General features: G+C 63.1%; 10 protein-coding genes and 1 tRNA gene. 2 read left to right on the forward strand and 9 right to left on the reverse strand.

Going from position 1 to position 12,845, the window contains the following annotated elements; genetic code table 11:
* Positions 1 to 124 precede the first annotated feature (124 nt).
* From NKI22_RS00240 to NKI22_RS00265, 6 genes are all read right to left on the reverse strand, one after another.
* Positions 125 to 1,906, reverse strand: a complete 1,782-nt coding sequence (locus NKI22_RS00240) for an NAD(P)-binding domain-containing protein (RefSeq protein ID WP_352852430.1) — start codon at positions 1,904 to 1,906, stop codon at positions 125 to 127.
* Positions 1,907 to 2,326: 420 nt separating this feature from the next.
* A complete protein-coding gene (locus NKI22_RS00245) occupies positions 2,327 to 4,360 on the reverse strand; it encodes an aldo/keto reductase (RefSeq protein WP_352496004.1) in 2,034 nt (677 codons plus the stop codon).
* Between the two features lie 56 nt (positions 4,361 to 4,416).
* Positions 4,417 to 5,514 (reverse strand): ABC transporter ATP-binding protein, encoded by a 1,098-nt coding sequence (locus NKI22_RS00250; RefSeq protein ID WP_352481104.1) that lies wholly within the window; start codon positions 5,512 to 5,514, stop codon positions 4,417 to 4,419.
* A gap of 8 nt (positions 5,515 to 5,522) precedes the next feature.
* Positions 5,523 to 6,389, reverse strand: coding sequence for a carbohydrate ABC transporter permease (locus NKI22_RS00255; RefSeq protein WP_352481103.1), 867 nt, complete (start codon positions 6,387 to 6,389; stop codon positions 5,523 to 5,525).
* Positions 6,386 to 7,246, reverse strand: coding sequence for a carbohydrate ABC transporter permease (locus tag NKI22_RS00260; protein WP_352481102.1), 861 nt, complete (start codon positions 7,244 to 7,246; stop codon positions 6,386 to 6,388). The genes NKI22_RS00255 and NKI22_RS00260 overlap by 4 nt, the downstream gene beginning before the upstream one ends.
* A gap of 261 nt (positions 7,247 to 7,507) precedes the next feature.
* The gene (locus tag NKI22_RS00265; protein ID WP_352817211.1) at positions 7,508 to 8,779 is read right to left on the reverse strand and encodes an extracellular solute-binding protein; all 1,272 of its coding nucleotides are present in this window, start codon (positions 8,777 to 8,779) and stop codon (positions 7,508 to 7,510) included.
* Positions 8,780 to 8,885: 106 nt separating this feature from the next.
* Between NKI22_RS00265 and NKI22_RS00270 the strand changes: the two genes are divergently transcribed.
* The gene (locus tag NKI22_RS00270) at positions 8,886 to 9,758 is read left to right on the forward strand and encodes a helix-turn-helix domain-containing protein (RefSeq protein WP_023720574.1); all 873 of its coding nucleotides are present in this window, start codon (positions 8,886 to 8,888) and stop codon (positions 9,756 to 9,758) included.
* A 15-nt stretch (positions 9,759 to 9,773) separates the two neighbouring features.
* Here the strand turns inward: NKI22_RS00270 and NKI22_RS00275 are convergent, their stop codons facing one another.
* The 3 genes from NKI22_RS00275 to NKI22_RS00285 form a co-directional block, all read right to left on the reverse strand.
* Positions 9,774 to 11,012 (reverse strand): M24 family metallopeptidase, encoded by a 1,239-nt coding sequence (locus NKI22_RS00275; RefSeq protein WP_352937286.1) that lies wholly within the window; start codon positions 11,010 to 11,012, stop codon positions 9,774 to 9,776.
* A 316-nt stretch (positions 11,013 to 11,328) separates the two neighbouring features.
* Positions 11,329 to 11,667, reverse strand: a complete 339-nt coding sequence (locus NKI22_RS00280; protein ID WP_023720576.1) for a hypothetical protein — start codon at positions 11,665 to 11,667, stop codon at positions 11,329 to 11,331.
* A gap of 278 nt (positions 11,668 to 11,945) precedes the next feature.
* Positions 11,946 to 12,020: transfer RNA gene (locus NKI22_RS00285), tRNA-Gly, on the reverse strand.
* A gap of 231 nt (positions 12,021 to 12,251) precedes the next feature.
* Between NKI22_RS00285 and NKI22_RS00290 the strand changes: the two genes are divergently transcribed.
* Positions 12,252 to 12,749 carry a prolyl-tRNA synthetase associated domain-containing protein gene (locus NKI22_RS00290; protein ID WP_023720577.1) on the forward strand — a complete coding sequence of 166 codons (498 nt, stop codon included), beginning with the start codon at positions 12,252 to 12,254 and terminating at the stop codon, positions 12,747 to 12,749.
* The last annotated feature ends 96 nt before the right edge of the window (positions 12,750 to 12,845 follow it).

Here is a 12,845-nt window from a genome sequence, read left to right on the forward strand (position 1 = left end):
CGAAGGCGACGGATGAGGGGTGCTCCAGCTTGGCACCCACGGCGATCCGTCCAACACCCCTCAACCGTCTCGGCGCTACGCGCCGATCCACCTTCTCCCACAAGGGGAGAAGGGAAAGGCGGCCCTATCGCACCGGCGCTCCATAGACTGGCGTCGGAATGCCTTCCATGCGCGCCTTGATCTGCAGCGCCACGAATTTTGAATAGAAGCGCGACAGCGCAAGATTGCCGCCGTGGAACCACAGCGCTTCCTGCGCTGTCGGCTTCCACATGTTGCGCAACTCGCCTTGCCACGGACCCGGGTCGCCTTTCACGCCCGAGCCAATCCCCCAGCACGGCCCGACCTTGTCGGCGACTTCGCGCGAAACGATCGCCGCCACTGTCTCGTTCATCGAGAGATAGCCGGTGCAGGCGATGATTGCGTCGGCCGCCAGTTCCGTGCCGTCGTCGAAGAGGATGCCTGTCGGCGTCAGCGACTTGATCCCGACGCCGCTACGGATGCCGATCTCGCCGTCGATGATCAGATCGCAGGCGCCGACGTCGATGTAGAAGCCCGAGCCGGTGCGGTAGGCCTTCATCAGGAGCCCAGTCTCGTCGTCGCCGAAATCGATGGCGAAGCCGGCGCTGCGCAAGCGGTCGTAGAAGGCAGCATCGCGCGCCTTGATGACGTCGTAAAGCGCCCGCTGGCCTTGCGGCAGCAGCGCGAACGGCGTCGAGGCGACGATCATGTCGGCCTTTTCAGTGGTGATGCCGCGGGCCAGCGCCTTTTCCGAGAAGATCTCGAAGCCGATCTCCATCAGCGTGTCCGACTTGACCACCGTCGTCGGCGACCGCTGGACCATGGTCACCTCGGCGCCGCTCTCCCAGAGATCGACGCCGACGTCATGGCCGGAACTTGCCGCGCCGATGACGGCGACCCTTTTGCCGCGGAATTTCTCGCCGCTGGAATACTGGCTGGAATGCAGGATCTCGCCGTTGAAGACCTCGGCGCCCGGCAGGTCGATGCGCCTGGGCGGGCCATAAGCACCGGTCGCGAAGACGATGTGCTTCGGCTTCAGCGTGATGCGCTCGCCGGCGCGGTCGAGCTCGACCGTCCAGACCTTTTCGGTCTCGTCATAGGAGGCACTGACGCATGTCGTGGAGGTCCAGTAATTGAGCTCCATGACGCGCGTATACATCTCCAGCCAGTCGCCCATCTTGTCCTTGGGCGTGAACACCGGCCAGTTCTCGGGAAACGGGATGTAGGGCAGATGGTCGTACCAGACCGGGTCGTGCAGCACGAGCGAGCGATAGCGCTTGCGCCAGGAATCGCCGGCCTGGGCGTTCTTCTCGATGACGATGGCCGGCACGCCGAGCTGCCCGAGCCGCGCCCCCAGCATGATGCCGCCCTGGCCGCCGCCGATGACCAGGCAATAGGGCTGCCGGCTAGCGCCGAGGTCACGCGCCTCGCGGCGCCTCGCCTCCAGCCAGGTCTCGCGTTCCGGGTCGGCCTTGTGGCGGACGCCCAGAGGCCGCGCCGGGCCCTTGCGCTCTTCAAACCCCTTGAGATCGGTGATCGCCGTAAACAGCGTCCGGCACTTGCCGTCCCTGAGGCGCATGATGCCTTGGCCCCACGCCGATGACGTCTCGAAAGAAAACCAGGCCTCGATGGTGCCTTCGTCCGAAGTCGCTTCGCCGCTGAGCTGCCATTGAGCAGGCCTTGTGGTTGCCAGCGTCGCCGCCAGCATCTCGCGGATCGCGGCCGCCCCCTCCATCGTCTTGATGTTCCAGGTGAAGGTCAAAAGATCGCGCCAGTAGCAGTCCTCGACGAACAGATTGGTTGCGGCCTCGACGTCGCCTGCTTCGAGCGCTCGCGCAAACGAACCGAGCCAGGTGGCCGCCTGTTTCGACGGTGAGATGTCGAGCATCTATCCTCCTCGTCGACCAAGAGTGCCAGAAGCCGCGCAAAATTCGGTAGGGCCAGTACAAAATTCAGAAGGGATCGTAGCCATCTACTCCCGTTATAACGGCTCCTCGGCGGTTGCCAGGTGGGACCATGATTTCCGTGCCGTTGTCAAATCTGACCCGAACCGTGTCCTCCAAGGCTACTTCTACAAGTCGCGTTCCGACCAAAGCCCAGATTAAGCTTAAATCGCCGCTACGGTTATCCGGTTTTATCCAGACGTCAGGCCCTCCGTCGTAGGCCACCTTGAATAAAGTCCAGAGTTGGACGGTAACGCCAGCAAACTCCAAGTGCACTGAGTCGTTCTCGAGAAGCACTCTGATCAGCTCGTTTCCAACCCACGAGTCACGCATAGCGCATCTTCTAGCAACCTTTCTCCCTGCTGTCAGGCCCGCGCGCGGGCCTGATCCGAACCGCTATCCAGCCATGCAAGATCGTCCGGCGAAAGTGAGATGTCGAGCGCCTGGAGGCTGTCTTCCAATTCGTCGAGCGAGCGGGGCCCGATCAGCGGGACGGACGGGAAGGGCTGCGCCAGGACGTAGGCGAGCGCGACGTGGATCGGGCTTTTGCCCAGCCGCTTGGCGAGCTCGATGGCACGGTCGCGACGGCCGAAATTCTTGTCCGAGTACCAGACCCGGACCAACTCCTCATTGTCGCGCCGGTCGCGGCCGGCGCGGTCGGTGAAGAAGCCGCGCCCCTGGCTCGACCAGGCGAAATTCGGCATCTGCCGGGCGGTGAGCCAGGCCTTCCACGCGTCGCTGGAGGAGGTGACACAGCCTGCCCAGATCGGCTCCAGCATCTCGGCCAAGGAGAAATTGTTGGAAAGCGCGCCGGGCTTCTGCTTGCCGGTGCGCTCGGCATAGGCAATCGCCTCGTCCATGCGTTCCATCGTCCAGTTCGAGCCGCCGAACGGACCGCGGATGCGGCCGGCCTTGACCTCGCGGTCCATCGCATCGACGAATTCGTCGACCGGCACGTCCGGATTGTCGCGGTGCATGAAATAAACGTCGATATGGTCGGTCTGCAGCCGCTCGAGTGACTGGGTGAGCTGCTTGCCGATGACGTCGGGATAGCAGAGCGGCGAGTGCGCGCCCTTGCCGATGACCACGGATTGCTCGCGCACGCCGCGGTTTTTCAGCCAGTGGCCAAGCAGGGTCTCGGTATAGCCGGAACCGTAGACGAAGGCCGTGTCGAACAGATTGCCGCCGGCCTCGAAATAGGCGTCGAGCAGGATGGCGCCCGACGAAAAGGTGCGGAAATCCTCGAAGCCGAGCGCCAGGCACGAGGCCCGCCGCGGCAGGCCCGGAATGCTGCGCTTGGGGATGGCGGTCCCGCCGGAGCGCAGCTTCCGTCCGGAGATCGTGTTGACGCGCTTTGCCGGTTTCTCGATGTCGTATTCGAGCCCGATCGCGGCACGCCATTTGTCGAGCACGCGCAGATTGCCGAGACTGTCGGCCCAGCCCATGCCGGGCCAGGCGAACTCCTGCTTCCCGCCGAGAATGGCCTCGCCGGCGGCGTCGACCTCGAACGCGTAAAGCCAGCCGTCCTCCTTGACCTCGACCACCTCGGTGTAACCCGGACGGATGATGCGGATTTCGCCGGTGCCGCCTTGCTGGCCGCCGGCATACCAGAAATCCGCGACCTCGATGCGGCCTTTGCTGCCGAGAATGCGCAAGACATTGTCCTGAGCGAGCGAGATGCTGCAGGAGACTTCCGCGACGATGCCGCCCGGAAAATGCAACAGCGCCGACGCCCATTCGTCGACACCGGATTGGCCGAGATGCGCAGTACCCACCACTTTGTCCGGCTCGGCGAAGGGCTTTCCCGCCGCGGCGCCGGCAATCAGCCGCGCCATCGACACGGGATAGCCGCCGACATCGAGGATGCCGCCGCCGGCAAGATCCTTGGCGTAAAGCCGGTGCTCCGGCATGAAGCCCGGCATGGCGAAGCCGAAGCTGGATTTGATCATCTTGATCTCGCCGATCGCGCCGGCACTGATCAGCTCGACCAGCTTGGCCGTCTGCGGATGCAGCCGGTACATGAAGGCTTCGCCGAGAAAGGTGCCGGCCTTTCGCGCCGCATGGATCATCGCGTCGGCCTCGAAGGCGGTCAGGCCAAGCGGCTTTTCGCAAAGCACATGCTTTCCGGCCTCGGCTGCCTTGATCGCCCATTCGGCATGGCTCGGATGCGGCGTCGAAATATAGATCGCGTCGACATCCGGATCGCCAAGCAAAGCCTCGTAGCCGTCGAGGATGCGGGCGCCGGGGAAAGCCTCGGTGAGCCCGGCCTTGCCGGGATTGCGCGCCCCTAAGGCGACCAAGGTGCCGGTGCGCGAATGGGCGACGCCGCCGGCAAAGGCCTTGGCGATGTTGCCGGGCCCGAGAATGCCCCAGCGAATTTTTTCTGGTTTGGAAGTCATGTCAAATCTCCGTGGGGTGGCCGCGAGCAATCGCGATCGGACAAAAGAAAGATGGGTTAGCGAATGCGTGCGCCGGTGGCGTCGAAGAGAAGCGAGCGGTCGGCCTTGATCGACACCACCAGGTCGTCGCCGTTGGCGCGATGCCGCGAGGCCTCGCGCTCGATGATCAGTTCTTCGCGCCCGCCCCCGGTCCCGGAATTGGCATAGACATAGCTCACCGATCCCAAGTGCTCGGCGACGTCGGCCTTGAGGGTAAGGTCGCAATCGCCTTGGCCGGCGTCGAAGAAATGCTCCGGCCGCACGCCGAGCACGACATCGCCGCCTATCGCAGGCAAGGCATCGGAAAGCGGCTTGCGCAGTCGCACGCCGCGATGGTTGACCAGCTCCACGATCGCCGCGCTGTTGTCGGTTCCGACCACTTTCGCCGCCAGAAAATTCATCTTCGGCGAGCCGACGAAGCCGGCAACGAAGCGGTTGGCGGGGTCGTCGTAGAGATCGAGCGGCGCGCCGATCTGCTCGATATTACCGGCGTTGAGCACGACGATCCTGTCGGCCAGCGTCATCGCCTCGGTCTGGTCGTGCGTCACATAGACCATGGTAACGCCAAGCTCCTTGTGAAGGCGCGATATCTCGACGCGCATCTGCACCCGGAGCTCGGCATCGAGATTGCTGAGCGGTTCGTCGAACAGGAACACTTGCGGCTCGCGCACGATGGCGCGGCCGATGGCGACGCGCTGGCGCTGGCCGCCCGACAATTGCCGCGGCCGCCGCTTCATCAGCTCGGCGATGCGCAGGATTTCGGAAGCCCGCTTCACCCGCCGCTCGGTATCTGCCTTGGGGTTGCCGGTCATTCTCAGGCCGAAGCTCAGATTCTGCTCAACCGTCATGTGCGGATAGAGCGCGTAGGACTGGAACACCATGGCGATGCCGCGATCGGCCGCCTCGACGTCGTTCACCACCTTGCCGCCAATGGCGATCTCGCCGTCGCTGATGTCCTCGAGCCCGGCGATCATCCGGAGCAGCGTGGACTTGCCGCAGCCGGAAGGGCCGACGAAGACGACGAATTCGCCGTCATCGATATCGATATTGGCGCCGTGGACGATCTCGAAGACGCCGAAGCGCTTGATGACGTTTTTGAGTGTGACTGCCGCCATGCTGATCCTTACTTGATAGCGCCGGCGGCGATGCCGGCGACGAAATGGCGCTGCAGAAGCACGAACACGACGAGCATTGGCGCCGTCAGCATCACCGCGCCCGCCATGATGCCGCCCCAGGACACCTTGGTGAGACCGATCAGCGTGCCGAGCGCCACGGGCGCGGTCATTGCGCCCGGCTTGGAATTGATCAGCAGCGGCCAGAGATAGTTGTTCCAGGAGGCAAGGAACAGGATGATGGCGAGCGCTGCCAGCATCGGCCGCGCCAGAGGCAGTGCGACGAACAGGAATATCCGCCATTCCTTGACGCCCTCGACCTTGGCGGCGTCGAACAGTTCGTGCGGCATCATCGAAAAGCTCTGCCGCATGAAGAGCACGCCCAGCGAATTGAACAGCGGCGGCACGATCAGCGCCACCCAGGTGTTGGCGAGCTTGAAGTCGCGCGCCACCATGATGAATTGCGGGATCAGCACGACCGCATAGGGCAGCGTGATGGTGCCGAAGATGATGGCGACGACCATGCCCTTGCCGAAGAAGTTGTAACGCGCCAGCGCCCAGCCGGCCATCGAGGTCAGCATCACCGACAGGAAGGTGTAGGTCACCGCCACCGAGACGGAGATGCCGATGGCACCGATGAAATTGGTGCCGCGCTGCAGATTGCTGACATTGTCGAGGAAATTGCCGTGCGGCAAAAGCTCGATGTCGGGGCTGAAGATGCCGTTGTCGGGCATCGTGGAAAAGACCACCATCATCCACAGCGGAAACAGCCAGACCAGCGCCAGCGGCGTCAGGAACAGATGCAGCGCGATGCTGCGGCCCAATCTGGCCTGGGAACGGCCGACCCGGGAATGGCTGATTGGGGAGCGCGAGGTCATTTCGGTTCCCTCGTCAGCCATATCTGCACCAGCGAAATGGCAATCGCCAGTCCGGCCATGGTGTAGGCGATGGCCGAAGCGTAGCCGAAATTGAGCGACCGGAAGCCTTGGCGATAAAGCAGCAGCCCGAGCGTTTCGGTGCCGCCGCCCGGCCCGCCGCGCTCGGTGATTAGGAAGGGCTCGGTGAACAGCTGCATGGTGCCGATGATCGACAGCACGGCGCAGAACACGATGATCGGCTTGAGCAGCGGCAGCGTGATGTAGAAGAACTGTTTGACCTTGCTGACCCGGTCCAGGGTCGCCGCCTCGTAAACATCCTCGGGGATGGACTGCAGGCCGGCGAGCAGGATGATGGCGTTGTAGCCGGCCCAGCGCCACGTCACCGCCATCATGATGACCGCCATCGCCGGGGTGACGTTGGTAAACCAGTCGACGTTGGGCAGGCCGATGCTGTTCAGCAATTTGTTGATGATGCCGTAGTCCAGATTGAACATCAGCCGGAAAACCGCCGAATAGGCGACCTCGCCGACCACGACCGGCGCGAAGAAGGCAAAGCGGAACAGGCCACGCGCCTTGAGCAGCGGCGAGTTCAAAAGCACCGCCATCACAATCGCTAGCGAAATCATCACCGGCACCTGGATGACAAGGATCAGCAATGTGTTCTTCAAGGCATTGAAGAAGGCCGGATCGCCGATCAGCCGGCCCCAGTTGAAGGTCGGCGCGAACCGCCACGGCACGGTGCGCGTCGCCTGGAACGAGATCAGGAAGGAATCGATGATCGGCCACAGCCAGAAGATCGAGAAGATCAGCAGATAGGGCGCAAGGAAGCGATACGCCGTGGCGTTCTGGTAGCGCATCGTTCTCCTCCTTTCTGCTTTCGCCTGCTGGGGCGCGCGGTGTTGATGTTTCAGGTGATGCGGCGCCGCAAACGGCGGCTTGTTCGAAGGCCGGTGCCGCCCCTCATCCGCCTGCCGGCACCTTCTCCCCGTAAGTGACGGGGAGAAGGGGCTGGGCCGCAACGCTGGTGACCCCCTCTCCCCGTTCTTCACGGGGAGAGGGTAAGGGTGAGGGGCAGCGCAAGCGCCCGGTAACTGACTCTGGGATCATTCCGTGTCAGATCACGACTTGACCGGCAGGCCGGTCGCCGCGGCGATCTGGCTTGCGGCATCGTCGAGCGCTGCCTTGGCGTCGGGATAGCCCCCGGCCAGATATTTGGTCTGCACCGCGCGGATGATGATTTCGGCGTCGCTCTGGAACGGCGTACCGCGGCTGGGGACGACCTTGGGCAGGGTGCCGAGGATGTCCTTCCACACGGCTTGGCCACCCCAATAGGGCAGGCCCTCGGAGACATAAGGGTCGTTGAGCGCCGAAATCAGCGACGGCACCAGGCCGAAGCCTTTCAGCATGGTGATCTGGCCCTCATTCGTCCCTAGCGTGTATTTCAGATAGGCGTAGGCGGCTTCCTTGTTCTTCGACACCGAGGTGATGGCGAGCGAGGAGCCGCCGAGATTGGCGGCGCGCGGACCGTCGGCGGTCAGGCTCGGCATCAAATAGACGCCCCATTTGCCTGTCCCATCGGGCGATTCGGTGCGCACAGTGCCTTCATACCAGCCGCCATACATCTGCGTGGCGACCTTGCCGGCGGTGTTGTTGGTGATCTTGGTGCTCCAGTCGGCAGAGGAAATGATGCCGGCGTCCTTCATCTCCTTGATCTTGGTCATGGCATCGACGCATTTGGGCTGGTTGACCGTGATCGATTGACCATCGGCGGAGAAGTAGGCGCAGCCCTGCTCGTTGGAGATCATGCGGAAGAATTCGGAATCGCCGTTGAAATCGGCGTTGGTCATCGTGACGCCGGGATTGGCGGCCTGGATCTTCTTGGCGGCAGCGATGAAATCGTCCCAGGTCCTGATCGAGGACGGATCGACGCCGGCCTTCTCGTAGAAGTCGCGTCGGTAGAACATCGCCACCGGCCCCGAATCCCACGGCATCGCATAGGCCTTGTCGTCCACCTCGAGCTCGGTGCGCTTGAAGGCGGGGAATTTTGCCTGGTCTTCCGCGGTGTAGCCGAGCGTGTGCAGGTCGACGAAGCAATCCGGGAACTGGCTCCAGTAGTTTTCCGCTTCGCCGTTCTCGATCGTCACGATGTCCGGCAGGCCCTCGCCACCGGCGGCACAGCCGGCGATCGACTTGTCGTAGGTCGGCTGGTTGCCGAGGTCCTCGACCGTGACCTTGATGTCGGGAAACTGCTTGTTGAAGCCCGCTATGGTGGCCTTCAGCGACGAAGCGGCGATATTCCAGCTCCAGATCGTGATTTCACCGGACTGCGCAAAGGCCGGGCTGGAGCCCAAGGCAAGCGCGAGCGCGGCGCAGGTCAATTTTATGCGCATTGAAATCCTCCCATTTCAGTTGCTCTCTGTTTGCGAGCGTGGCTAGACTAGGCCTCGGGAAAGCCTTGTCCGCGACAAAGGGAATAAGAAATGAGCGGAAAGTAAGATGCCGGAAAGGCCGTTTTACCAGCCTGGCGCCAGCAGCGTGGAGGGCCTGCCGCTGCTGCTGCAGATGTTTCACACCCAGCCCCTGGTGATGCTCAAGCCGCATTGGCACGCCCAGGTCGAGGTGAATTTCATCGTGCGCGGGGCCGTGCATTACCGCATGGACGGGCACGAGCTTTCGCTCTCTGCTGGCGACATGTGTCTGTTCTGGGGCGGCCTGCCGCACCAGATGGACGAAGCCTCCGACGATGCCATCTATGCCGGCGCGCATCTGCCGCTGGTGCATTTCTTCCGGCTGCATTTGCCGGTCGACGTCCGCAACAGGCTGATGACGGGCGCGACGCTGGTAACCGACGCCACCGACCGGTCGGACGACCACAATTTCGAGCGCTGGAACCGCTATGCCCGCTCCGGCGACCCGGTCAAGGCCGAGCATGCCGTCAACGAGCTTTTGCTGCGGCTGGAGCGGGTGCGCTTCGAGCCTTACCGGCTCGCCCCCGAAACCCCGGTCGAACAGGAGATAGGCAGTCCCTTCGATCAGCAATCGCTGCGCAATGTCGGGCGCATGTGCGACTTCATCGCCGAGAATTTCCTCTACGAGATCGATTGCGTCGACATCGCCGCGGCGGCCGACATCCATCCCAAATACGCCATGAGCATCTTCAAGAAATCGACCGGCATGACGCTCAACGAATATGTGAATCTGCTGCGCCTCAGCTACGCGCAGGCGCTGCTGATGCATCAGGATGCCAATGTACTGCGCGTCGCCATGGAATCGGGCTTCGGCTCGCTCAGCGCCTTCAACAAATCGTTCCGCAAGCTTGCCGGCATGTCGCCGTCGGATTTCCGCAGGGGCGTGGCCGGCGCCAGGTAAGGACACCGGCTGGATTCAGCCTATAGTCCCCAGGCGCCTCGGCAAGCGGTTCATCGGCAGCGGCCCGTTCGCGGTGATCAGGAACTGGTCTTCGAGATTGAAGCTGGCGAGACCGTCGATGTAGAGCGGGATCTCGAATGCCAGCACCATGCCGGCTTCGATCACGACATCGCTGTCGGCCGAGATGAACGGCCATTGCTCGGAAAACACGGAATGGCCGACGCTGTGGCCGAAATGGCCGCGGCGATAGGAACGCAGGCCCTGGCGCGCCAGGCTTTCGCTGGCGGCGCGATGCACGCCGGCGAACGGCTTTCCGGGCATAAGCGCGGCAAGCCCATCGGCGAAGGCGCGCTCGGCTATCGCATGCAATTCGGCCTGTTCGGGCGACGGCGGCCCGAAGGTGAAATTCCGCGACATGTCCGAAGCATAGCCGTTCACGCTGCAGACCATGTCGGCCTTCAGCGGATCGCCGGCGGCGGCGACCGCATCGGCGCTTTTTGGGCGAGCGCCCAGCGTGACGTATTCGGCCGTCGCGATTTGTTGCGATAACCCGGCGGCTGCATCGGCGATGCCTTGCCGGTAGAGCGCGACCAGATCCGACTGACGCATGCCGACCGCTGCATGCTGCTGCAGCCGCGACAGGCCGGCTTCCGACAGGACGATGCCCTGCTGCAGAAGGTCGATCTCGCTTTGCGATTTGATTGCCCGCAGCCTGTCGAGGATCGGCGAGCCGTTGACCAGGGCCGTGCCGGGCAACATCGCCTGCATCGCGGACAAATCGCTGGCCGAGACAAAATCCAGCTCGATGCCGAGCCTTGCACGCTCCAGCCCGAATTCGGCGAGCATCGTCTTCAGCTCGCGGACAGAGCGGGCAAGCTCAAAGGTCGCTGGACGTGCAAAACCGGGGGCGCGGCCAACCAGGCCGGCCTCGATGCGCTGCGCAACGGGCCGGCCGGCCGTCGCCGGCTCAAGCGACGCGGATTCGATCCAGATCGGATGCGTGCGCACCACGGCATCCGCCACCGCTGCCCGGAGCTGGGCAGCCTGGAAATCGGCAACCACTACGCCGATCGGCAGGTCGTCTCGTCTCGGGATGACCACGAAACCGGCGCCGGCCCGGCGGAACAGGCCGGCCGGGCCGATCCAGGCGCCGGTGGCATATTGGAATGCCTCAGGCTCGCAAAGCACCAATGCCTCGATATTGGCACGCTGCATCAGGTCTGTTGCGCGTTCTCGGTCGACAAAGCCCGTCACGGGATCTCCTCGCATGCAATCGAATCCGACGCCGATGCGGCGGCGTTTGGCCTCAGCGTAGCTTCAGGGCCGCTGTGGAGCAGCTTTTTTCTGGAAGCGCTGTTGACCTGCCGACCCTAAAAGCGCGTTGCGTTCGACCGGCCTCATGCGACGCGCTTCAGGTTCTTGTTTCATGCATGTCGGTGTCGCAAAACCGCTGCACAGTTTTGCGCGACATGCATCAAAGGCCTTGAGAGTTCGAACGCCAGGCGGGGAAACGAAAAAAAGCCGCGGCGAACCACGGCTTTCAACGCGACAAGTTGTCAGTTTCGAATGCTTACTCGGTTTCGTCAGAGGTGTCGTCGGCAGTGTTTGCCGCGTCTTTCGCGGCCTTCCTATCCAGCGCTGCCTGCAAGGCCAGGGTGGCCTGCGGTGAGGCCGGTGTCGTGGCAACGACCGCCATTGCATGAGCAACTCCGGTCGTCGACTTGTCCTTGGCCGCGGCCGAGGTGGCGGCTCCGTGTCCCTGCGAGCCGGCCCCAGCCGAGTTTCCGCCGTTGCCGTGGCTGCCGCCATTGCCGTTCCCGCCGCCATTGCCGCCGGGGGCAGCGAGGACCGGAGACGCGACAAGGGTGAGAGCGGCCGCCGCTGCGAATAGATAGGTGCGCGTTTTCATAATTCCTCCTTCGAGTGGCCCTCCCGCCAGGATGGGTTCCAGTGAGAAACGTGAGGACTTTCCAAAGTGGAGCCCGCTGTCCAACAAGTTCCGTTCAAATAGAGCATTCTGCAAGACGGACCTTGGTCCGAGGACGACACGCAAAAGTCCTGAATTCTATCTGCAGCGTACTTGGCGCGACCGCAGCGCCTGCTGGCAAGTGCGTCCTGTGCCGCCCAAATGCGAAAAAGCCGCGGCGGACCGCGGCTTTTCGATGCTTGATTTCCCTTGAGAGAAACTGGAGCGGGTGAAGCGATTCGAACGCTCGACCCCAACCTTGGCAAGGTTGTGCTCTACCCCTGAGCTACACCCGCTCGCGCGGCTTTCGGGCCGCAAGCCGCGCCTATATGGCTGAAGAGCGCGGCGATTGCAACAGGGAATTCGCAGGCTTTTTGCTTCGCCGGCAATGCGGACAAGCCGTCCCGCGACACGTCGCAAGGCAATCACCCCTGCATTGCGCGACGGGCTTGTCTTGGCCGCATCATTGGCCGTAAACGGCGTAGGCCGAACAAGCCGTTGAAAGCGGGCCATCAGAAGAAAGACCGATGCCGAAGACCGAAGCCGACCTTTTCGCCTTTCTTGCCGGACTCGGGATCGAGGTATCGACACAGCGGCATCCGCCGCTGTTCACTGTCGCCGATTCGCAGGTGCTGCGCGGCGAGATCGCCGGCGGCCACACCAAGAACCTGTTCCTCAAGGACAAGAAAGATAATTTCTTCCTGGTCAGCGTCGGCGAGGAGGCGGTGGTCGATCTAAAGCAGATCCATCATCTGATCGGCGCCGCGGGCCGCGTGTCTTTCGGCCGGCCGGAGATGCTGATAGAGCTTCTCGGCGTCGTCCCGGGCGCGGTCACCGTTTTCGGGCTGATCAACGACACGGAGCGAAGGGTCAAGGTCGTTCTCGACGAGGAGCTGATGAGCCATGCTGTGGTCAACGCCCACCCGCTGACCAATGAGGCGACGACTTCCATCGCCGCCACGGACCTGGTCAAATTCGTCGAGGCAACCGGACATGATGCTGTTATCTTGAAAGTCTCGGCATGATCGCCACATGGGTGACTGAGACCGGGGTGACTGAGACCGGGGTGACTGAAACCGGGTTCTGAAGAAGGATGTTGCGCCCGTCCCTTGGCCGGCGGC

Origin of the sequence: Mesorhizobium sp. M0778 (assembly GCF_040320105.1) — a bacterium.
GTDB lineage: Bacteria > Pseudomonadota > Alphaproteobacteria > Rhizobiales > Rhizobiaceae > Mesorhizobium.